Origin of the sequence: Actinoplanes sp. NPDC049668 (assembly GCF_044465445.1) — a bacterium.
In the GTDB taxonomy this organism is placed as follows: domain Bacteria; phylum Actinomycetota; class Actinomycetes; order Mycobacteriales; family Micromonosporaceae; genus Actinoplanes.
On sequence record NZ_JBITLR010000003.1, the window covers coordinates 699,429 to 719,963 of the forward strand.

Here is a 20,535-nt window from a genome sequence, read left to right on the forward strand (position 1 = left end):
AGCGTGGTCGTGTAAGTCTTGAGCGTCGGCACCCGTGCCGGCGACGGACGACACGCGAAATCTCGATGGAGGACCGGTGGCCGAGCCGACCACGCCCGAGGGCACGACCAGCGCCGATCCGGGCACCCCGGTGCCGCCCGCGCAGGACGCCACGCAGCTCGAACGCGCCATGTTCGAGGTCAAGCGGGTGATCGTCGGCCAGGACCGGATGATCGAGCGGATGTTCGTCGCGCTGCTGGCCCGCGGCCACTGCCTGCTCGAGGGCGTTCCCGGCGTCGCGAAGACCCTCGCGGTCGAGACGCTGGCCCGGGTCGTCGGCGGCTCGTTCTCCCGGATCCAGTTCACCCCCGACCTGGTGCCCGCCGACATCGTCGGCACCCGGATCTACCGCCAGTCGAGCGAGAAGTTCGACGTCGAGCTCGGCCCGGTGTTCGTCAACTTCCTGCTCGCCGACGAGATCAACCGCGCGCCGGCGAAGGTGCAGTCGGCGCTGCTCGAGGTCATGGCCGAGCACCAGGTGTCGATCGGCGGCGAGTCGCACTCGGTGCCGGACCCGTTCCTGGTCATGGCGACGCAGAACCCGATCGAGCAGGAGGGCGTCTACCCGCTGCCCGAGGCGCAGCGCGACCGCTTCCTGATGAAGATCCTGGTCGGCTACCCGACGGACGCCGAGGAGCGCGAGATCGTCTACCGGATGGGCGTCAGCCCGCCGGAGCCGAAACAGATCTTCACCTCCGAGGACCTGCTCGCCCTGCAGCGCCGCGCCGACCAGGTCTTCGTGCACAACGCCCTGGTCGACTACACGGTCCGGCTGGTGCTCGCCACCCGGGCGCCGGCGCAGCACGGCATGGCGGACGTCGCCCAGCTGATCCAGTACGGCGCCAGCCCGCGCGCCTCGCTCGGCATCGTCCGCGCCACCCGGGCCCTGGCCCTGCTGCGCGGCCGCGACTACGCGCTGCCGCAGGACGTGCAGGACATCGCGCCGGACATCCTGCGGCACCGGCTGGTGCTCAGCTACGACGCGCTCGCCGACGACATCCCGGCCGATCACATCGTCGCGCGGATCATGGGCAACGTGCCGATGCCGTCGGTCGCCTCCCGGCAGGGCGCGTCGCCGAACGGCCACCAGGTCTCCGGCGTGCCGGCGCCGGCCAGCGGGGTACCCGCGTTCGACGCCCAGCCGCCGTTCCCCCAGCCGCAGCCCGCCTGGCCGGGGCAGCAGTGACGGTCCGACCGTGACCACCGCCGACCTGCCCCGGACCGAGGCGGACGCGACCCGCGCCGAGGCGGTGCTGTCGCGGCTGCAGCTGCTGGTGACCCGCAAGCTGGACGGTCTGCTGCAGGGCGACTACGTGGGGCTGCTGCCCGGCCCGGGCAGCGAGGCCGGCGAGAGCCGGGAGTACCGCCCCGGCGACGACGTGCGGCGGATGGACTGGCCGGTCACCGCGCGGACCACGCTGCCGCACGTGCGGCGCACGGTCGCCGACCGCGAGCTGGAGACGTGGATGGCGGTCGACCTGTCGGCGAGCCTCGACTTCGGCACGGCCGCGATGCTCAAGCGCGACCTGGCGTTGGCGGCGGCGACGGCGATGGCGCACCTGACCGTGCGCGGCGGCAACCGGATCGGCGCCGTGGTCGGCACCGGCTCGGGCGTGGTGGCCCGCGAGCCGGGCGGCCTGTTGCGGCGGCGCCGCCCGGCGGCACCGCGGGAGCCGGAGTCGCCGTCGACGGTGCGGATGCCGGCCCGGCCCGGGCGCAAGGAGGCGCAGGGACTGCTGCGCGCCATCGCCCGTACCCGGATCAGGCCCGGGCGCACCGACCTGGGCGAGCTGATCGACATGCTGAACCGGCCGCCGCGCCGCCGGGGCGTCGCCGTGGTCATCTCGGACTTCCTGGCGCCGGTCGAGGGCTGGTCCCGGCCGGTGCGCAAGCTGGGCGTCCGGCACGACGTGCTGGCGATCGAGATCGTCGACCCGCGGGAGCTCGAGCTGCCCGACGTCGGCGTGCTGACCCTCGCCGACCCGGAGACCGGCGTGCTGCACGAGGTGCAGACGGCCGACCCGGGGCTGCGGGCCCGGTACGCGCAGGCGGCGAGCAACCAGCGCGGCGAGATCGCCCGGGCGCTGCGCGCCGCCGGCGCGGCACACCTGAGGCTGCGCACCGATACCGATTGGCTGCTGGACATCGTCCGCTTCGTGGCCGCCCAACGACACGCCCGGACCCGGGGGACCACCCGATGATTCGTTTCCTGCAGCCGTGGTGGCTGCTCGCCGTGCTTCCCGTCGTGCTCGTCGCGGCCGCATACGGCTGGCGCCAGTTCCGCCGGCGCACGTACGCGATGAAGTTCACCAACGTCGACCTGCTCCGCACGCTGGCGCCCAAGGGCCTCGGCTGGCGCCGCCACGCGGCGGCGGGCGCGTTCCTGCTGAGCCTGCTGGCGCTGGCCCTGGCGATGGCCCGCCCGTCGATAGACCGCGAGGAACCGCTCGAGCGCGCGACGGTGATGCTGGCGATCGACGTCTCGCTGTCGATGGAGGCCGACGACGTGCGGCCGAACCGCATCGAGGCGGCGCAGGAGGCGGCCAAGGCGTTCGTGCAGGAGCTGCCCCCGACCTACAACCTGGGCCTGGTGTCGTTCGCGAAGTCGGCGAACGTGCTGGTGTCGCCGACCAAGGACCGCGCGTCGGTGATCGCGGGCATCGACGGGCTGACCCTGGCCGAGGCGACCGCGACCGGCGAGGCGGTCTTCACCTCGCTGGACGCGATCCGTTCGGTGCCGGCGGACGGCGCGGACGGCGCGCCGCCGGCCCGCATCGTGCTGCTCTCCGACGGCTACCGGACCTCGGGCCGCTCGATCGAGGACGCGGCCGCGGCGGCGGACGCGGCGAACGTGCCGGTGTCGACGATCGCGTTCGGCACCGACTCGGGCGTGGTGGACATCCGCGGCCAGCTGCAGCGGGTCCCGGTGGACCGGCTGTCGCTGCAGCAGCTGGCGGAGAAGACCGACGGCTACTTCTACGAGGCGGCCTCGGTGTCCGAGCTCAAGCAGGTCTACGAGGACATGGGCAGCTCGATCGGCCATCGGGTGCAGCCCCGCGAGGTGACCCAGTGGTACGCCGGGGTGGCGCTTCTGATGGGCCTGGTCGCGGGGGCGATGAGTCTGCTGTGGACGTCCCGGCTGCCGTGATCTACGGCGCGCTGTGCACCAGGACGAAGATGACGACCACCCAGGCGGCGGCGAGGGTGAAGCTCAGCGGTGCGACGAACTTGCTCATGGCTGTGACTTTCCGGTGGAGACCGATGGGAAAGTGCGCACAGGAAGCGTCGCGGCCGGGACCCCAGCTCCGTCGCGGCGCACGACACCGGCCGGGTCTCGATCGCGTCGAAGCCACGGAACGGCAGGCAGGAGCGGGGTGGGTCTGCGTCAGCTGTCGAGGTCAGAGCGGCTGACGAGCGGCCCGGCCACGACTAGGAGGATCGCTATCTCGCACAGCGATCACCTCCGTCAGTAGTCCGGGCTCTGGAACCGTCCAAGAGCGTACCTCTTAAGGCCCACTTAATGCATCAGGGTCCTCCGGGGGTGTCGCACACCCGTTGCGGCGGCGAGGACGGCGGCGAGGACGGGCAGCCAGAGCAGCCGGGCGGCGACCCACCCGGGCCCGGCCGGCGCGGTCAGCAGGCCGGGCATCGCGGGGTCGACCAGCGCGGCTGCCCCGGCGACGGCGAGCAGGACGCTCTGGTGGCCGAGGTAGACACCGACGGCGGCGCGGTTCAGCGCCGCGACCGGACGCCAGGCCCGGTCGCGGCGCAGCAGCCGGGCGAGCGGCGCGCGCAGCAGCAGGAACACCCCCGCCTGGGTGACGGCGAGCGCGACGGCCAGCAGCGACGGCGGGGAGAGATTGGACCGGCCCGCACCCGGTACGCCGACCGCGCTGGCGGGGTAGTGGCCGAGCCCGATCAGGGCGACCATGGCGGCCGCACCCACGCACGCGAGGGCCGCGCCGCCGTACCCGAGGGCGTCACCCCGGCCGGTGTGGCCGGCCACGAGGATGCCGAGCAGCCAGGGCACCGACCAGGCCGCGAGCACGGCGACCGGGCCCGGCAGCAGGCCCGCGTCGGTTGCCGCGACCACGGCGACCGGCGCGAGCACCGCGGCCGGGCCGACCCGGGCGAGAAACCGGCGCAGCAGGCCGGTGCCGGCGGACAGCGCCAGGTACGGGAGCAGGAACCAGAGCGGGCTGACCACCAGGGTGGCGATCGTGCGCAGGGTCGCGGCGGGCGCGCCGAGCGCGGCGGCGAGCAGCAGCGCGAGCGCCCAGCCGGCGAGCAGCCCGAGCACCGGCGGGGCGTGGCGGCGCAGCGCCGGCCGCGGCCGGCCCGCGTCCCGTGAGCGGGCCGCCGCGAAGCCGCCCGCGAAGAAGAACAGGCCGAGGGTCTGCAGCAACCAGGTCAGGGGCGCGCCGGCGGGCATGGCCGCGAGCGGGCTGGCGGTGCCGAGCCCGTCCGGTCCGGGCACCAGGCCGGTGACGAGCCAGTGGCCGCAGACCACCCCGGCCACCGCGAAGGCCCGTACCGCGTCGACGGTCCGGTCGCGCGTCACGCCGCGTCCACCGTCGTTCGACCGAGGACGATCGACGCGACCGCGTCCAGGGTCGCGGTGCCCGGGCACAGGTATCCGTCGTGCCCGGCGACGCCCGCGACCGGCAGCTCGCGGGCGCCGAAGGCCGGCGCGGACGGGCGCCGCCCGTGGCCCAGCCGCAGCAGGCGCAGCTGCGGCACCCGCCGGATCCAGTCGTCGCCGGCCAGCGCCGACCACACCCGGGCGCCGCCGAGCCCGGCCGCCGTGTCCGCGCCCATGCCGGGCGCGCCCAGCGCCACGACGTCCGCCACCCGCGGCAGCCGCGGCGCGGCCAGGCCGACGACCAGCGCGCCGTAGCTGTGCCCGATCAGGGTCACCTCGGCCCGCGCGGGCAGCGCCCGGACGAACGCGGTCAGCGCCGCCGCGCCCGAGCGGGCGCGCAGGTCGCGGGCGACGTCCAGGGACAGCCCCTCCGGCGGGTCGTAGCCGAGCCACGCCACGACCGCGACCCGGGTGCCCGGCGCGGCGGCGCGGAGCCGGTCGCGCAGCGCGCGGGCCTGCACCGCGGGTGCCCGGCGGGCCACGCCGCCCAGCCCGCGGTCGAAGTCCCGCAGGCGGGTGTCGACGCCGGGCACCAGCACCGCGATCCGGTCGGCGGTCTCGAGATCGCCGACGACCTCGACGCCGATGCCGTCGCCGCGCGGGTCGAAGGCCAGGAACCGCCGCCCGGTCCGGGCCCAGGAGGCGTACGGCTCGCCCGCGGAGACCATCGCCGCGAACGCGGCCGACCGGGAGAGCGCGGGCACGGGCGGCCGCTGCGCCGGCGGCGCGGAGGCGAGCGGGAGGGCGACGGTCAGGGCCAGCAGGGCCGGGGAGATTCGCATGCCGACGACCGTGCGGCCGCGGCCGGCACCCGGTCGTCAACCCCGGGTGCTCACCGCGGGGCCGTACCCCGGTGCTACTCGCCCGCGGCCACCAGACCCGACTCGTACGCGAACACGACGACCTGCGCCCGGTCGCGCAGGCCCAGCTTCGCCAGGATGCGGCCGACGTGGGTCTTCACGGTCTGCTCGGCGACCACCAGCTCCGCCGCTATCTCCTGGTTGGACCGGCCCCGGGCGATCAGCCGCAGCACGTCGGTCTCCCGGGGCGTCAGGGCCGCCAGCGCCGTCGGCCGGGGCCGCTGTGTGCGCGGGCGCGCCGCGAACTCGGCGATCAGGCGCCGGGTCACCGACGGCGCGAGCAGCGCCTCGCCGCCGGCCACGACCCGGACCGCCCGCACCAGGTCCGCCGCCGGCGCGTCCTTGAGCAGGAAGCCGCTCGCGCCCGCGCGCAGCGCCTCGTAGACGTAGTCGTCGAGGTCGAAGGTCGTCAGGATCAGCACCTTGACGCTCGACCCGGGCGTCATCAGCCGGCGGGTCGCCTCCAGGCCGTCCATCACCGGCATCCGGACGTCCATCAGTACGACGTCCGGGTCGAGCCGGCGTGCCGCCGCGACCGCCTCCGCGCCGTCGCTCGCGTCGCCGACCACGAGCAGGTCCGGCTGCGCCGCGAGCAGCGCGCCGAAGCCCTGCCGGACCATGGCCTGGTCGTCCGCGATCAGTACCCGGATCACAAGTCCTCCGTGAGTGGAAGTCGTGCCTCGACGCGGTAACCGCCGTCCGGCGCCGGCCCGGCCTCGAGCGCGCCGCCGAGCAGCGCGGCGCGCTCCCGCATCCCGATCAGTCCGTGCCCCGGCCCGTCGGCGGCCGGCGCGGGGGAGCCGGGCCCGTTGCCCACCTCGACGCGCAGCGCCCCCGGGTCGGCGCGGACCACGACCCACACCGGGCCGCCCGGCGCGTGCCGGGCCGCGTTCGCCAGGGCCTCCTGCACGATCCGGTACGCGGCCAGCCCGACCGCCTCCGGCAGGTCCGCGACGGCGTCGCAGTCGAGGCTGACCGTGACGCCGGCCCGCCGCGCGGTCTCGACCAGCGCCGCCACGTCGGCGAGCCCCGGCTGCGGCGCCCGCGGCGACTCGTCGGTCTCGGCGCGCAGCACGCCGAGCAGCCGCCGCATGTCGGCCAGCGCCTCGCGGGCGCCGGACGCGATGGTGGCGAACTCGGCGAGGGCCGGCGGCGACATGCCGGTGACCCGGTACGGCGCGGTCTCGGCCTGCACCGCGATCATCGACATGTGGTGCGCCACCACGTCGTGCATCTCGCGGGCGATCCGGGCGCGCTCCTCGAGCACCGCGCGGCGGGCCTTCTCCAGCTCGGTGCGCTCGGACTGCTCGGCCAGCGCCAGCCGGCTGCGCCGCCGCCGGGACACCAGGTCGCCGGCGAGCGCGATCGCGACGAGCAGCACCGCGACGCCCCAGGCGTTCGCGCGCGGCGCGAACACGAAGACCGGCACGATGTTCAGCGCCGTGACGATGCCGATGACGCCCGGGTCCTCGCGCACGGCCAATGCCGCGAACACGAACAGGAAGCCGAGGATCTGGACCGTCGACCACGGCCAGGGCTCCTTGGCGGTCGTGCCGAGGGTGCCCAGGAACAGCAGCGGGTACGCGATCCGCCAGGCCAGCAGCGGCCGGCGGAACGCCACCACGACCGGCAGCACGGACCAGGCCGAGAGCAGGCCGGCGACCAGCCCGCTCACCGGCCGGTTGTCGAGCCAGTACTGAGCGTTCGCCCAACCCAGTCCGAGCAGCGCGAGCAGGCCGAGCGGCACGAGATACGACCGGATCATGGACTTGCGGGGGGTCGGTGCCGCGGTGGGCGGGTGGTCCGGGCCGGCCAGCACCCGGCGCAGGGGGCCGACGACGTCCATCCCGGCAGGTTACGTCCGAAGTGACGGCCCGTCGTGCACCCCAGGGATGATCTCCAGGCCGTACCCGGGTATGAGCCGGGTCGAGTTCCTCCTACCCGCAGGTAACACCTAGTGTTCGAGCCGTCCGACTTCCACGAACGAAGGAGTACGCGTGGCCCGCACCGTGTTGGTGACCGGAGGCAACCGCGGCATCGGCCTGGCCATCGCGCAGGCGTTCGCCAAGCAGGGCGACCGGGTCGCCGTCACGCACCGCGGCAGCGGTGCCCCCGACGGGTTGTTCGGTGTGGAGTGTGACATCACCGACTCCGCCGCCGTCGACGCGGCGTTCACCACGGTCGAGAAGGAGCTGGGCCCGGTCGAGGTGCTCGTCGCCAACGCCGGCATCACCGACGACACGCTGCTGCTGCGGATGTCGGAGGAGCAGTTCACCCGGGTGCTGGACACCAACCTGACGGGCTCGTTCCGGGTCGCCAAGCGGGCCAGCAGCAAGATGCTGCGCGCCAAGTGGGGCCGGATCATCTTCATCTCCTCGGTCGTCGGCCTCTACGGCGGCCCCGGCCAGGTGAACTACGCGGCGAGCAAGGCCGGGCTGGTGGGCATGGCCCGCTCGATCACCCGGGAGCTGGGCAGCCGTAACATCACCGCGAACGTGGTCGCACCGGGCTTTATCGACACTGAGATGACCGACGTGCTGAGCGACACCCGCAAGGCGGAGATCCTCAACGCGATCCCGGCCGGACGGCTCGCGGCCCCCGACGAGGTCGCGCAGGCCGTGATGTTCCTGGCGGGCGACGGCGCGGCGTACATCTCGGGCGCGGTCGTACCGGTCGACGGCGGCCTCGGCATGGGTCACTGACCCGCCACTGCGAAACGGAGATAAGAAAGTGTCTGGACTGCTCGCCGGCAAGCGGCTGCTCATCACCGGCATCATCACCGACGCCTCGATCGCGTTCTCGGTGGCCAAGCTCGCGCAGGAGAACGGCGCGACGGTCGTGCTGACCGGCTTCGGCCGGATGTCCCTGGTCGAGCGGATCGCCAAGCGGCTGCCCGCGCCGGCGCCCGTGATCGAGCTGGACGCGACCAACCCGGAGCACCTGGCCGGGCTCGCCGACAAGGTCCGCGAGCACGTGGACGGCCTCGACGGCGTCGTGCACTCGATCGCGTTCGGCCCGCAGAGCGTGCTCGGCGGCGAGTTCCTCAACGCCCAGTGGGAGGACGTCGCCACCGCGCTGCAGGTGTCGACGTACTCCTACAAGTCGCTCGCGACCGCCTGCCTGCCGCTGATGGGCAAGGGCGGCAGCATCGTCGGCCTGACGTTCGACGCGACCAAGGCCTGGCCGGTCTACGACTGGATGGGCGTCGCGAAGGCGGGCCTCGAGTCGGCGTCGCGGTACCTGGCGCTGCACCTCGGCGCGCAGGGCATCCGGAGCAACCTGGTGTCGGCGGGCCCGCTGCGCACCATGGCGGCCAAGTCGATCCCGGGCTTCGAGCAGTTCGAGGAGGCCTGGGCGCAGCGCGCGCCGCTGGGCTGGGACCTGACCGACCAGGAGCCGGCCGCGCGGGCGGTCTGCGCGCTGCTGTCCGACTGGTTCCCGGCGACCAGCGGGGAGATCGTGCACGTCGACGGCGGGTATCACGCGCTGGGAGCCTGACCCGGGCGGGGTGAGTGGGTGCCGCCGGCCCGCGCGGTGCAGGATGGGCCGGTGGCGTACGACGCGTTTCTCCTGCTCTCGTTCGGCGGCCCGGAGGGCCCCGAGGACGTGCTGCCGTTCCTGCGCAACGTGACGCGCGGCCGGGGCATCCCCGAGGAACGGCTCGCCGAGGTCGCCGAGCACTACCGGCACTTCGGCGGGGTGTCCCCGATCAACCAGCAGTGCCGGGACCTGCTCGCCGCGGTGCGGGCCGACTTCGCCTCGCACGGCGTCGGCCTGCCCGCGTACTGGGGCAACCGCAACTGGACGCCGATGCTGGCCGACACCCTGGCGCGGATGCGCGACGACGGCGTCACGTCCGCGCTCGGCTTCGCGACCAGCGCGTACGGCGGCTACTCGTCGTGCCGGCAGTACTGGGAGGACATCGCGCAGGCCCGCGCCAAGGTCGGCCCGCGCGCGCCCGCGGTGACCAAGCTGCGCCAGTTCCACGACCACCCCGGCTTCGTGGCGCCGCACGCCGACGCGGTCCGCTCGGCGCTGGCGACCCTGGACCCCGGGCGCCGCCCGAGCACCCGGATCGTCTTCACCGCGCACTCCATCCCCTCCTCGATGGCCGCCACCGCCGGACCCGACGGCGGCCGCTACGAGGCGCAGCTGCACGAGACCGCCGCCCTGGTGCACGCCGAGGCCGCGGCCGACCTGCCCTGGGACCTGGTCTGGCAGAGCCGCTCCGGCCCGCCCCAGGTGCCGTGGCTGGAGCCCGACGTCAACGACCACCTGACCGCGCTGGCGGCCAAGGGCGTCACCGACGTGGTGGTCAGCCCGATCGGTTTCGTCTCCGATCACCTCGAGGTGATCTGGGACCTCGACAACGAGGCCCGCGACACTGCCGATCGGCTCGGGCTCGGCTACGCCCGCGCGGCGACGCCCGGCACCGACCCGCGCTTCGTCACGATGATCCGCGAGCTCGTCCAGGAGCGGATCACCGCGTCGCCCCGCCGGCGGCTCGGTACGCTGCCGGTCTGGGACCAGTGCGCGGCCGACTGCTGCCCCGCCCCGCAACGCCGAGGAGCGAAATGACCGAGCGCAAGGCCATCGAGACCTGGCTCACCGACATGGACGGGGTGCTCGTCCACGAGGGCGTGCCGGTGCCCGGTGCGCCCGAGTTCGTCAACCAGATGAAGAAGTCGGGCAAGCCGTTCCTCATCCTCACGAACAACTCGATCTACACGCCGCGCGACCTGCAGGCCCGGCTGAGCCGGATGGGCTTCGACGTGCCGGAGCAGTCGATCTGGACGGCCGCGCTGGCCACGGCGCAGTTCCTGGCCGGCCAGCGGCCCGGCGGCACGGCCTACGTGATCGGCGAGGCCGGCCTCACCACCGCGATGCACGCCGTCGGCTACGTGCTGACCGACTACGCGCCGGACTACGTGGTGCTCGGCGAGACCCGGACCTACAGCTTCGAGGCGATCACCAAGGCGGTCCGCCTGATCAACGACGGCGCCCGCTTCATCTGCACCAACCCGGACCCGACCGGCCCCTCCAACGAGGGCGCGCTGCCGGCCGCCGGCTCCGTCGCCGCGATGATCTCGAAGGCGACCGGCGTCGAGCCGTACTTCGTCGGCAAGCCGAACCCGATGATGATGCGCTCGGCGCTGAACGTCATCGGCGGCCACAGCGAGAGCACCGCGATGATCGGCGACCGGATGGACACCGACGTGCTCTGCGGGCTGGAGGCGGGCCTGGAGACGATCCTGGTGCTGACCGGCATCAGCACGCGCGCGGAGAGCGAGCGCTACCCGTACCGCCCGTCCCGCATCGTCGACAGCGTCGCAGACCTCATCTCCGAGATCTGATCATGGGTCTGAGCTGGGAAGATTCTTACATCGGCGGGCTGCGCAAGCTGGCCGGGGACGACCGGGTGCTGATCTCGGTCGGCGCGCACAGCCTGGTGCGCGACGGCGACGGCCGGATCCTGCTGATCCAGCGCTCCGACGACCGCACCTGGGCGCTGCCCGGCGGCACGATGGAGCTGGGCGAGACGCTGCGCGACTGTGCCGCCCGGGAGGTCCGGGAGGAGTGCGGCCTGATCGCGCACTCGGTGACGCCGTTCGGGCTGTACACCCGGGCCAAGGACTGGTACCCGAACACCTACGGGCACGTGTATCAGTACATCGCCCTGGTGTGCCGGGTCGACTCGTACGCAGGTTCGGTGGTCCGGGTGACCGACGAGAGCGTCGACGCCGGCTGGTTCGCCCCGGACGAACTGCCCGAGGGGACGGGCCGGCTGGTGAGGCGGGGCCTGGCGGACCTGGCCGCCTTCGAGACAAACGGCACATTCGCCTTGGACTGAGTCCCTTAACTCGGCGCGACCGTGGCCGATCTCACCTGGTGATCCCCCAGGAGGACCCATGTTCGCGCTGCTTGACCGGTTGCCGCTGAAGGCCCGGACCGCTCTCGCCCTGATCTGCTTCGTCGGCTTCGGCATCGGCCTGGGCCTGTTCACCTCGTCGGTGACCGGCTCGGTCGCCGAGGGGCTGCCCGCCGGTTCCGACGGCCGCGCCGAGCTGGAGCGGCTGTCCTCGATAGCGCTCTGGACGCCGCTGATCATCGCGCCGATCGGGGTGATCCTGCAGATGTCGGTCTGGTTCAGCATCGTCCGGGTGCTCCGCCTGAACGTCGCCGTCATCAAGAGGGCGGCCGCGGGCGACCTGAGCCCGCGCATGATCGTCGTCGGCAAGGACGAGCTCGGGCAGATGGCCGTCGCCTTCAACACGATGATGGGCCGCTTCCAGGAGACCGTCGCCGGCATCCGCCGCGCCGTCGACGAGGTCACCAGCTCGGCCGGCAGCCTGCAGCGGGCCAGCGGCACGATGACCGCGGCCGCGGACGCCACCGCCGGGGAGCTGGAGACCGTCGCCCGTTCGGCGGCCCGCACCAGCGAAGAGGTCGGTGCGATCGCCGAGGGCACCCAGCAGATGCGTCACGCGATCACCGAGATCAGCGCGAACACCTCGGACGTCTCCCGGATGACCGACGACGCGGTCACCGGCGTCTCCCGGGCGAGCGGCAACGTGACCCGGCTGCAGGACTCCAGCCAGGAGATCAACGAGGTGCTGCGCACCATCAACGCGATCGCCGCGCAGACCAACCTGCTGGCGCTCAACGCGACCATCGAGGCGGCCCGGGCGGGCGAGGCCGGGCGCGGCTTCGCCATCGTGGCCGGCGAGGTGAAGGAGCTGGCGCAGGCGACCGCGACGGCGACCGAGGAGATCGCCCGGCGCATCGAGGGCATCCAGCACGACACCAGCGAGACCGTCGACGCGGTCGGCGGCTTCTCCGACATCATCGGCCAGATCGCCGCGCACCAGGTGACCATCGCCGCGGCGGTCGAGGAGCAGACCGCGACCACCGGCACGATGGTCGACGGCGCGGGCCTGGTCAGCGCGGGCGCCGAGCAGATCAGCCTGGCGATCGGGGCGGTCAGCGCGGCCGCGGACGAGGTCCGCGGCGCGGCGGAGGAGACCCACCGGGCGGTCGACGACCTCACCGGTACGGCGGCCCGCCTGCACGGCCTCGCGGCGGTCTTCAAGTCCTGACCGGCCAGGTCCTACATCCCGGCGGCGACCTGCGCGAAGTAGCGGTTCGCGACCCGGGTGTGCAGCTCGAAGCCCAGCGGCTCGGGCACGTGCAGGACCACCAGCTCGAGGGTCTCGGCGTTCTCCCGGTGCGGCGGCAGTTCGTCCGCTGAGGACAACGCCGGGAAAAGCCCGAAGACGAGCAGCGTCCCGTCCGGGGCGCTGATCGTGTCGTACAGCCTCGCCGCGTCGGGATCCGCGGCGAGGCCGGTCTCCTCGCCCAGCTCGCGGGCCGCGGCCTGCTCCCAGGTCTCGCCGACCTCGATGTAGCCGCCCGGCAGGGCCAGCGCCCGCTCGGCCGGCGGGATGCCCCGGCGCACCACCAGCAGGCCGCCGCCGACCGGCTGGACCGCGACGGCGACCGGCTTGGGGTTCAGGTAGCTCGTCTCGCCGCAGGCGCCGCACCGCCGCGGCCACTCCTGCCCCGTCCCGAAGCGCGCACCGCAGAACGTGCAGTGCAGGTATCTGTCACGCATGCAGCGGCGCGTTACAGGCGGCGACCAGGGCCTGCCGGCAGGCCCTGGTCAGCGGCCGCAGCGCCGCGTCGCGCTGCTCCGCCTCGTAGCCGTTGACCGCGCCGCCGGGCGCGCTGTGCTCGGCGAGCGCCAGCACCTGGTCGAGGATGCTGGCCCGGGCGAACAGCCGCCGCGAGCGCGGGTCGAAGCCCGGCGGCAGCGTCGCGGTGCTCTCCGGGCGGCGCAGCGCCTGCAGGGCGCCGGCCAGCTCGGGACGCCAGTGCGCGACGTCCAGGCGGGTCAGCCGGTTGGTCGCCTCGGCGAGCGCCGCGGTCAACTCGCTCTCCGCCTCGGCCGAGCCCATCTGGAAGCCCGGCCGGAACTCCGGTACCGGATAGAAGCGCCACAGCACCGTCTCGAACTCGACGCCCGAACCGGAGGTGTGCCGGCGCAGCTCGGGCACGATCCCGAACGACGGGGTCACCATCGCCTCGCCGGCCAGCATCGCCGCGCCGGTCAGCTCGCCGGGGCCGGGCAGGCCGCGCGGGTCGCCGGGCGCGGGCAGGACCAGCCGGATGTCGTCGGGGTGCAGCTTGGCGAACGCGGGCAGCGCCTGCCCCAGCGGCACGTCGGTCCACGTGCCGGGTGCATCGGCGACGAGGTGCTCCTCGTCGCCGGCGATCTCGTCGGCCAGCTCGTCGAACGGGACGAGGCCGGCCCGCCAGGCGCGTACCCACGTCACGAACCGGGTGGACCGGCGCGCCGTGAGTGTCGCCGCATCTGCTGCGGGGGACATGCGAGCAAGGGTACGTGCCGTCTGCCGAGCTTGTCTCGGTCGGAGCGTCGCAACCGGCGTGTCCGCGCGGAGGAGTTAACGTGCCCGTCATGTATGGGGAGGACGTGTTGGCGGGGAACTGGCGGCGCCGCAGGGTGACGCCCGAGGTGGACGCCGAGCGCGATCTGGTGGTCGAGGACGCCGATTCGGGCTTCTGCGGCGCGGTCGTCGGCTTCGAGCTGGGCGCGGTGGTGCTGGAGGACCGGCACGGCCGGCGCCGCAACTTCCCGCTCGAGCCGGCCGCGTTCCTGCTCGACGGCGAGGTGGTCACGCTGCGCCGGCCGGTCGCCCGGCCGGAGCCCGCGCGGCAACGGACCGCGTCCGGGTCGGTCGCGGTCGCGGGGGTACGCGCACAGGTCGCCAAGGCCAGCCGGATCTGGGTCGAGGGCGTGCACGACGCGGCCCTGGTCGAGCGGATCTGGGGCGACGACCTGCGCATCGAGGGCGTCGTCGTGGAGCCGCTGAACGGCATCGACGACCTCGCCGGAGCCCTGCGGGAGTTCCAGCCGGCCCGTGGGCGCCGGGTCGGCGTGCTGGTCGACCACCTGGTCGCGGGCTCCAAGGAGAGCCGGATCGTCGCCGCGGTCAATGACCCGAACGTGCTGGTCACCGGGCACCCGTACGTAGACGTGTGGCAGGCGGTGAAACCGGAGCGGGTGGGGCTCAGGGCGTGGCCGGTGATCCCGCCCGGTCAGCCATGGAAGGAGGGCGTCTGCCGCGCCGTGGGTGTCGCCGAACCGTACGAGATGTGGCGCCGCGTGCTGAGCGGCGTGAGCAGCTACAAGGACGTCGAGACGCCGTTGATCAACGCGATGGAGCGGCTGATCGACTTCGTCACCGAGCCGAGCTGAGCGCCCCGCTCAGGCGAGGTGCATCGGGTCGCGGCCGAAGACGAACGTGGCGATGTCGAGCTGGGTGACCTCGCCGCCCGGGCCGCGCGCCGCGACCAGCACCTCGCCGGCGTTGGTGCCCGAAACGCCGCGCCAGCGGTCCCGCGCCTCGCGGACGAAGCGCCACGGCGCCCGCCCGGTGAGGCCGACCGGGCTCATCACCAGGTCCGCGCCGTCGGCGGCGACCTCGAACTCGCCGCCCATCCACCACCAGCGCCCGCACAGCTCGGCCGCCTCGCCCTGCGGTGCCGGCGCCGGGCGCCACGGCGGGGGCGCGGGCGGCTCGGCGTCCAGGACCGCGGTGAGCGCCTCGAGGCCGACCGCCCGGATGGTGGTGCCGCGCAGATCGTAGGAGTTGGCGAACGCGACCACGCCGGTGCGGCTGGGCCGGTGCACCGCGACCACCGAGACGTAGCCGGGCATCGAGCCGCCGTGCCCGACGTAGATCCGCTCGCCGACGCGCATCAGCTCCGGGCCGAGGCCGTGCCCGCCGGTCCAGGCGTCGTCCTTGATCGCCACCGGCGTGCACATCTCGTCGACGGTCGCGCGGCGCAGCATCGCCGGCGCCGGGTCGGCCAGGAACGCCGCCCACTTCGCCATGTCGGTGACCGTCGACCAGAGCTGCCCGGCGGAGGCCATCGCGCCCGCGTCCAGCCGCGGCTCCTCGTGCAGGCCGCCGTCGAGCGCGTGCACCACGTAGCCGCGGGCGAACGGCTCGACCGGCAGGTAGGTGGTCCGCCGCATGCCCAGCGGGTCCAGCACCCGCTTGGCGAGCAGCTGCGCCCACGGCTCGCCGGTCACCCGCCGCAGCACCGCACCCAGCAACCCGTACGCGAGGTTGGAGTAGTGGTAGGTCCGGTACGGCGGCGCGGCGATCTTGTCGTAGGTCAGCTCGGCGAGGAGCTTGTCCACGTCGCCGCCGGTGTTGCGCTCCCACCACGGCCCGTCCGGCTCGCGCTGCAGCCCGGAGACGTGCCCGAGCAGCTGCCGCACCGTGAGCCCGCCGACCGGGGTGTCCGGCAGATGCCGGCTCAGCGGGTCGTCGAGGGCGAGTCCGCCCTCGTCGCGCAGCTGCATGATCATGGTCGCGGTCATCGTCTTGGTGATCGAGCCGATCCGGTACTGGGTCTTCGGGTCCGGCGGCGGCGTCTCACCCGCGCCGGTGAAATGCAGCAGCGACCGGTCGCGGACGATCGCCAGCGCCAGGGACGGCGCGCGGCCCGCGGACTGCGCGCGGGCGGCGATCTCGGTGACGCGTCGGCCGGTCTCCGGCAGCAGGGACACGGGTGAGCCTTTCTCGGATGCGGGTACTACTTCTTAACTGAACGACACCGATCTGGCTACGTGGCAACCCGACGTGACGCGACGTCGCCTCACGAGCGTGGACGTGTCACGATCAGGGGGTGGAAAGCGTCCTCTGGATCGTGCTCGCCGTCGCCCTCGCGGTCGCGGAGGCCTTCACCGCGACCTTTCTGATCATTTTCTTCGCCGTCGGCGCCCTCGCGGCGGCCGGCGCGGCGGCGCTCGGCGCCCCGCTGCTGCTGCAGGCCATAGTCTTCGCCCTCGTCTCCGGCCTCTCCGTCTTCGCCGTCCGGCCGATCATCATGCGGCACCAGCGGTCCGCCGCCGAGACCGGCGAGACGCCGTTCGGCATCGAGGCGATCGAGGGATCCCAGGCGACCGTGCTCGAGGAAGTGACCTCCGACCACGGGCTCGTGAAGATCGACGGTGAGCTCTGGACCGCGCGCTCCTTCGACGGCGCGGAGACGTACGCGCCCGGCGACCGGGTCCGGGTCATCAAGGTCAAGGGCGCCACCGCGATCGTGTGGCGCGACGACCTGCCCAATCTCTGAATCACCAAATCGCATAGAGAAAGAAAAGAGACGCCATGGAAGTCGCAATCGGTGTGCTCGTCTTCGTGATCGCGCTGTTCGCGGTGATCACTTTGCTCAGGTCGGTCCGGATCGTCCCGCAGCAGCGGCACGACGTGGTGGAGCGCCTGGGCAAGTACAAGCGCACGCTGTCGCCCGGGCTCAACCTGCTGGTGCCGTTCATCGACACGGTACGCACCAAGGTGGACATGCGCGAGAACGTGGTCAGCTTCCCGCCGCAGCCCGTCATCACCTCCGACAACCTCGTGGTCTCGATCGACACGGTGCTCTACTTCAAGGTCGTCGACCCGGTGCGCGCCACGTACGAGATCGCGAACTTCCTGCAGGCCATTGAGCAGCTGACCGTCACCACCCTGCGTAACGTCATCGGCTCGCTCGACCTGGAGCGCGCGCTGACCAGCCGCGAGGAGATCAACCGGCACCTGTCCGGCGTGCTCGACGAGACCACCGGCCGCTGGGGCGTCAAGGTCACCCGCGTCGAGATCAAGGCGATCGAGCCGCCGCCGAGCATCCGCGACTCCATGGAGAAGCAGATGCGCGCCGAGCGTGACCGCCGCGCCGCGATCCTCACCGCCGAGGGCGTCAAGCAGTCCCAGATCCTCACCGCCGAGGGCGACAAGCAGTCCGCGGTGCTGCGCGCCGACGGTGACCGGCAGGCCCGGATCCTCACCGCCGAGGGCCAGGCCAAGGCCATCCGGACGGTGTTCAACGCCATCCACGAGGCCAACCCGAGCCAGAAGGTCCTGGCCTACCAGTACCTGCAGGCGCTGCCGCAGATCGCCAACGGCTCGGCCAACAAGGTCTGGATCGTGCCGACCGAACTCACCAAGGCCCTTGAGGGCGTCGGCGGCGCGCTCGGCGGACTGGCCAACATGGTCGGCGACCTGCCCTCGTCGACGGTCGACGCCGGCGCCGTCGAGCGCGAGGCCGCCGCGGCGGCCGAGGCCGCGGCGAAGGAGGCCGCCGCCGTCGACGCCCAGGTACGCGCCGCCGAGGCGCAGGTGTCCGGAGACAGGGGACCCCGGGGCCTGCCCGCGCCGGAGGCGGTGCCGCCGTCCGCGGCGCTCGGCAGCGCCGACTACCACGGTTCGGGGGAACCCGAGCGCGCCTGACCTCCCCCAGTAGGTGCAAGATCGTTGCGAATGCCGCAAAACCCCGCGCACTGCGCGGGGTTTTGCCATGCTGACCGAGGATTCCGACCGGGGTCCACTGCCGCTTGGCGTGAGGCGACGGAATGAGCATCGGTCAACATCAGACGGCCAGCGGACGCCCGCTGCGCGTGGCGCCGGCCTGGGTCGGCGGTGCACAGACCACCGCCGAATACCTGCCGGTCCGCGAGGCCGTCTGGATCTGGTCCGTACGCCGGTACGCCCGGATCTCCCTGTGGGCGCTGCCGCTCGGCGCCGTGCTCTACGGCTGGACCACGCTCGGCGTGGCCGGCCCACCCGGCACCCTGCTGGTCCAGCTCGTCGCGGGCTGGCTCTGCGCGGTCGCGATGATCGGCCTCGCCGGGCTGCTCTCCGGCTCCCGCACCCGCCGCTCCGCGCTCGTCGGCCTGCTCGTCGGCATGGCCGGCTTCATGCTGATGCTCCCGCTCGCCGCCCTGCCCGAGGGCGTCGGCCCGGCCGGCTCCGGCCTGAGCGCCGCACAGGTGCACGCCGCCTCCCTGGCGGCCGCGGCCATCGCCGGCGTCGGCTGGCTGCTGCTGGGCTGGGCGGTGTTCCGCTCCAAGCTGGTCAACCCGGCCGACGGCGTCCTGCTGATGCTCGCCGCGATCTCGATCGGCGCCGGCTCGTACGCGGTCCGCCCGCTGCCGACCGTCGGCGCCCTGCTCCTGCTCGCCGCCGGCATGGGCCTGGCCTGGACCGGATCGCGGCTCATCCCACCGGCCTGAGCGGGATTGCTTGCGCCGCGCCTGGGTACTGACCTCGAGATGACGAAGGTGGTCGCCGACATCTCGGTGTCCCTGGACGGGTACGTGACCGGCCCGGACCCCGACCCGGAACACGGCCTCGGCCGCGGCGGCGAGGGCCTGCACACCTGGGCCTTCAGCCCCGACCCGATCGACCGTGACGTACTCGCCGCGACGACCGACGCCACCGGCGCGGTCGTCATGGGCCGCCGCCTCTTCGACATCATCGACGGCCCACACGGCTGGAACGACGACGTCGGCTACGGCGCCGGGCTGGCCGCGAAGCCACCCATCCTGGTGGTGACCCGCCGGCCGCCCGACACGGTCCGCCTCGCGGATCGGGTGACGTTCGTCGTGGACGGGGTGCGCAGCGCGGTGGAGAAGGCCACCGTGGTGGCCGACGACCGGGATGTCGTGGTGATGGGCGGTGCCGCGGTCATCCGCGGCGCGCTCGAGGCGGGCGTGCTCGACGAACTGCGCCTGCACCTGTCACCGGTGCTGCTCGGCGGCGGCACGCCACTGTTTCTCGCCGGGACCAGCCCGCGCACGCTACGCCAGATCCACGTCCGCGCCTCCGGCACCACCACCCACCTGACCTACCGCGTCGACTGAGCCGACTGTCCGGGCAGTGTGGGGGAGGCCTCTATGAGTTGTTAGCAGCGCGCCGCTCGATCATGATCGTCGTCGTGACGCTGGCCCGGGAACTCATTTCGCATCTGTTGATCGCGGCGATGCTGATCGAGATGCTGATCGTGGCGCGTCGTGGGGTGAAGTACCGCGACCACTTCGTCCGACAGCTCACGACCGAGCCGGGGCGGCGGGCTCGGGTCTATCGCTTCCTCATCGTCCGATCGTGGATCTGGGCCGCCGTCGTCGCACTGGTCGCGTTGCTGAGCCCTGGTCTGTCCACGGTCGACCTCGGTTGGGCCTGGCCTGGCGGTGACGGCATCGACTACCTGCTCACGGGGTGGCTCCTGGTGATGATGTCGGTCGGTGCCCTGCGGATCCGAGGTCGGATGCGACGCGGACACGTGATCCCCGGCCGAGCCGGGACTGCTCCGCTGGTGCCGCGAACCGCGTACGAGCGCCGGTTGGCCGCGGGGGTGGCGCTCTCCGTCGGCATCAGCGAGGAGGTCGTCTACCGAGGGCTCCTCATCGGGGTCGGCACGCAGCTGTACGGGCTACCGCCGGCGGCGGCCGTCTTCGCCAGCCTGGCGTTGTTCGTGGTGGCACACACATACCAGGGTCGCCGGGGGATGGTCGGCATCGCCGTCCTCGGCGGCATGTTCACCTTCGTTTATTTGATCTCGGGTAGCCTCCTGCTGGCCATCGTGCTGCATGTCTTCCAGGACCTGCTGGCGCTGTTGCTGATCCCGGCGTATCCCACCGCGCGGCAGGTCTCGGACGACACCGCGACCGTGCCCGCGACCGAGACGGCCGGCCACGCTCGACCGGCGGCCTCGACACCGGCTTTGTCGCAATCCAGTGCCATGGCAGCCCAGATCCGCCCTCCATACCCGGGCGAGGGCTCGGTACTGCGGTCAACTGGCGGGTGAGCCTGTGCGGGTGAGTTCCCAGAAGGCGATGGCGGCGGCGGTGGCGACGTTGAGGGAGCCGACGTTGTTGTGCATGGGGATGGCGACGCGGACGTCGCTGGCCGCAAGAGCCTCGCGGGTGAGCCCCGGCCCCTCGGCGCCCAGCAGCAGCGCCGGCCGCGACCGCTGGTCCGCCGTCAGCTCCTGCAGCGCGACCGCGTCCGGAGCCGGCGTCATCGCGAGCAGGGTGCGGAAATGCACTGTATTTCACAAGCTGTAGCGGACGGTGTTGATGTTCGTGGTGCAAAAATGAGGCCGACCCAGCTGCTTTTCCGGCGG

The 20,535-nt window shown here is 73.2% G+C and carries 22 protein-coding genes and 1 pseudogene; 15 read left to right on the plus strand and 8 right to left on the minus strand.

Annotated features, from left to right (window positions below):
• Positions 1 to 76 precede the first annotated feature (76 nt).
• The 3 genes from ACIBSW_RS15935 to ACIBSW_RS15945 are packed head-to-tail and all read left to right on the plus strand — an operon-like array spanning position 77 to position 3,187.
• The gene (locus ACIBSW_RS15935) at positions 77 to 1,225 is read left to right on the plus strand and encodes a MoxR family ATPase (RefSeq protein ID WP_354721155.1); all 1,149 of its coding nucleotides are present in this window, start codon (positions 77 to 79) and stop codon (positions 1,223 to 1,225) included.
• 10 nt (positions 1,226 to 1,235) lie between these two features.
• On the plus strand, positions 1,236 to 2,240 hold the full coding sequence (locus ACIBSW_RS15940) for a DUF58 domain-containing protein (protein WP_354721153.1): 1,005 nt from the start codon (positions 1,236 to 1,238) through the stop codon (positions 2,238 to 2,240).
• Positions 2,237 to 3,187 carry a VWA domain-containing protein gene (locus ACIBSW_RS15945; protein WP_354721151.1) on the plus strand — a complete coding sequence of 317 codons (951 nt, stop codon included), beginning with the start codon at positions 2,237 to 2,239 and terminating at the stop codon, positions 3,185 to 3,187. Before ACIBSW_RS15940 ends, ACIBSW_RS15945 begins: the two co-directional genes overlap by 4 nt.
• A gap of 369 nt (positions 3,188 to 3,556) precedes the next feature.
• Here the strand turns inward: ACIBSW_RS15945 and ACIBSW_RS15950 are convergent, their stop codons facing one another.
• The 4 genes from ACIBSW_RS15950 to ACIBSW_RS15965 form a co-directional block, all read right to left on the minus strand.
• Complete coding sequence (locus ACIBSW_RS15950; protein ID WP_354721149.1) at positions 3,557 to 4,600, minus strand: acyltransferase family protein; 1,044 nt, start codon at positions 4,598 to 4,600, stop codon at positions 3,557 to 3,559.
• Positions 4,597 to 5,463, minus strand: coding sequence for an alpha/beta hydrolase (locus ACIBSW_RS15955; RefSeq protein WP_354721147.1), 867 nt, complete (start codon positions 5,461 to 5,463; stop codon positions 4,597 to 4,599). Before ACIBSW_RS15955 ends, ACIBSW_RS15950 begins: the two co-directional genes overlap by 4 nt.
• Before the next feature lie 74 nt (positions 5,464 to 5,537).
• Positions 5,538 to 6,194 carry a response regulator transcription factor gene (locus tag ACIBSW_RS15960; protein WP_354721146.1) on the minus strand — a complete coding sequence of 219 codons (657 nt, stop codon included), beginning with the start codon at positions 6,192 to 6,194 and terminating at the stop codon, positions 5,538 to 5,540.
• Entirely contained in the window at positions 6,191 to 7,387 is a 1,197-nt protein-coding gene (locus ACIBSW_RS15965) for a sensor histidine kinase (protein WP_354721144.1), read from the minus strand. Before ACIBSW_RS15965 ends, ACIBSW_RS15960 begins: the two co-directional genes overlap by 4 nt.
• A gap of 151 nt (positions 7,388 to 7,538) precedes the next feature.
• Here ACIBSW_RS15965 and ACIBSW_RS15970 point away from each other — a divergent pair, with 151 nt between their 5' ends.
• Genes ACIBSW_RS15970 through ACIBSW_RS15995 form a run of 6 tightly spaced genes read left to right on the plus strand, consistent with a single transcriptional unit; the run spans position 7,539 to position 12,638 of the window.
• Entirely contained in the window at positions 7,539 to 8,243 is a 705-nt protein-coding gene (locus tag ACIBSW_RS15970) for a beta-ketoacyl-ACP reductase (RefSeq protein ID WP_354721142.1), read from the plus strand.
• A gap of 28 nt (positions 8,244 to 8,271) precedes the next feature.
• On the plus strand, positions 8,272 to 9,039 hold the full coding sequence (fabI, locus tag ACIBSW_RS15975) for an enoyl-ACP reductase FabI (protein ID WP_184996353.1): 768 nt from the start codon (positions 8,272 to 8,274) through the stop codon (positions 9,037 to 9,039).
• 51 nt (positions 9,040 to 9,090) lie between these two features.
• A complete protein-coding gene (locus ACIBSW_RS15980) occupies positions 9,091 to 10,119 on the plus strand; it encodes a ferrochelatase (RefSeq protein WP_354721140.1) in 1,029 nt (342 codons plus the stop codon).
• The gene (locus ACIBSW_RS15985) at positions 10,116 to 10,895 is read left to right on the plus strand and encodes an HAD-IIA family hydrolase (RefSeq protein WP_354721138.1); all 780 of its coding nucleotides are present in this window, start codon (positions 10,116 to 10,118) and stop codon (positions 10,893 to 10,895) included. The genes ACIBSW_RS15980 and ACIBSW_RS15985 overlap by 4 nt, the downstream gene beginning before the upstream one ends.
• A gap of 2 nt (positions 10,896 to 10,897) precedes the next feature.
• Positions 10,898 to 11,392: an NUDIX domain-containing protein gene (locus ACIBSW_RS15990; protein ID WP_354721136.1), complete on the plus strand. Its 495-nt coding sequence runs from the start codon at positions 10,898 to 10,900 to the stop codon at positions 11,390 to 11,392.
• 58 nt (positions 11,393 to 11,450) lie between these two features.
• Entirely contained in the window at positions 11,451 to 12,638 is a 1,188-nt protein-coding gene (locus ACIBSW_RS15995; RefSeq protein WP_354721134.1) for a methyl-accepting chemotaxis protein, read from the plus strand.
• 11 nt (positions 12,639 to 12,649) lie between these two features.
• On the opposite strand, the gene ACIBSW_RS16000 is transcribed toward ACIBSW_RS15995, so the two are convergent.
• Entirely contained in the window at positions 12,650 to 13,153 is a 504-nt protein-coding gene (locus ACIBSW_RS16000) for an NUDIX domain-containing protein (RefSeq protein WP_354721132.1), read from the minus strand.
• Positions 13,146 to 13,928 carry a hypothetical protein gene (locus tag ACIBSW_RS16005; protein ID WP_354721130.1) on the minus strand — a complete coding sequence of 261 codons (783 nt, stop codon included), beginning with the start codon at positions 13,926 to 13,928 and terminating at the stop codon, positions 13,146 to 13,148. The genes ACIBSW_RS16000 and ACIBSW_RS16005 overlap by 8 nt, the downstream gene beginning before the upstream one ends.
• Positions 13,929 to 14,017: 89 nt before the next feature.
• Here ACIBSW_RS16005 and ACIBSW_RS16010 point away from each other — a divergent pair, with 89 nt between their 5' ends.
• Positions 14,018 to 14,818 (plus strand): DUF3097 domain-containing protein, encoded by an 801-nt coding sequence (locus ACIBSW_RS16010; protein ID WP_354721272.1) that lies wholly within the window; start codon positions 14,018 to 14,020, stop codon positions 14,816 to 14,818.
• A gap of 9 nt (positions 14,819 to 14,827) precedes the next feature.
• On the opposite strand, the gene ACIBSW_RS16015 is transcribed toward ACIBSW_RS16010, so the two are convergent.
• A complete protein-coding gene (locus tag ACIBSW_RS16015; RefSeq protein WP_354721128.1) occupies positions 14,828 to 16,141 on the minus strand; it encodes a serine hydrolase domain-containing protein in 1,314 nt (437 codons plus the stop codon).
• A gap of 119 nt (positions 16,142 to 16,260) precedes the next feature.
• Between ACIBSW_RS16015 and ACIBSW_RS16020 the strand changes: the two genes are divergently transcribed.
• From ACIBSW_RS16020 to ACIBSW_RS16040, 5 genes are all read left to right on the plus strand, one after another.
• Complete coding sequence (locus tag ACIBSW_RS16020) at positions 16,261 to 16,710, plus strand: NfeD family protein (protein ID WP_354721126.1); 450 nt, start codon at positions 16,261 to 16,263, stop codon at positions 16,708 to 16,710.
• Positions 16,711 to 16,745: 35 nt separating this feature from the next.
• Positions 16,746 to 17,861: an SPFH domain-containing protein gene (locus ACIBSW_RS16025; RefSeq protein ID WP_354721124.1), complete on the plus strand. Its 1,116-nt coding sequence runs from the start codon at positions 16,746 to 16,748 to the stop codon at positions 17,859 to 17,861.
• A gap of 122 nt (positions 17,862 to 17,983) precedes the next feature.
• On the plus strand, positions 17,984 to 18,643 hold the full coding sequence (locus ACIBSW_RS16030; RefSeq protein ID WP_354721122.1) for a hypothetical protein: 660 nt from the start codon (positions 17,984 to 17,986) through the stop codon (positions 18,641 to 18,643).
• 39 nt (positions 18,644 to 18,682) lie between these two features.
• Positions 18,683 to 19,273: a dihydrofolate reductase family protein gene (locus tag ACIBSW_RS16035; protein ID WP_354721120.1), complete on the plus strand. Its 591-nt coding sequence runs from the start codon at positions 18,683 to 18,685 to the stop codon at positions 19,271 to 19,273.
• A 62-nt stretch (positions 19,274 to 19,335) separates the two neighbouring features.
• A complete protein-coding gene (locus ACIBSW_RS16040) occupies positions 19,336 to 20,217 on the plus strand; it encodes a CPBP family intramembrane glutamic endopeptidase (protein WP_404799344.1) in 882 nt (293 codons plus the stop codon).
• On the opposite strand, the pseudogene ACIBSW_RS16045 reads toward ACIBSW_RS16040, so the two are convergent.
• Positions 20,203 to 20,445 (minus strand): annotated as a pseudogene (locus tag ACIBSW_RS16045) (TrmH family RNA methyltransferase); the annotation flags it as partial. The gene ACIBSW_RS16040 and the pseudogene ACIBSW_RS16045 overlap by 15 nt on opposite strands.
• Between the last annotated feature and the right edge of the window lie 90 nt (positions 20,446 to 20,535).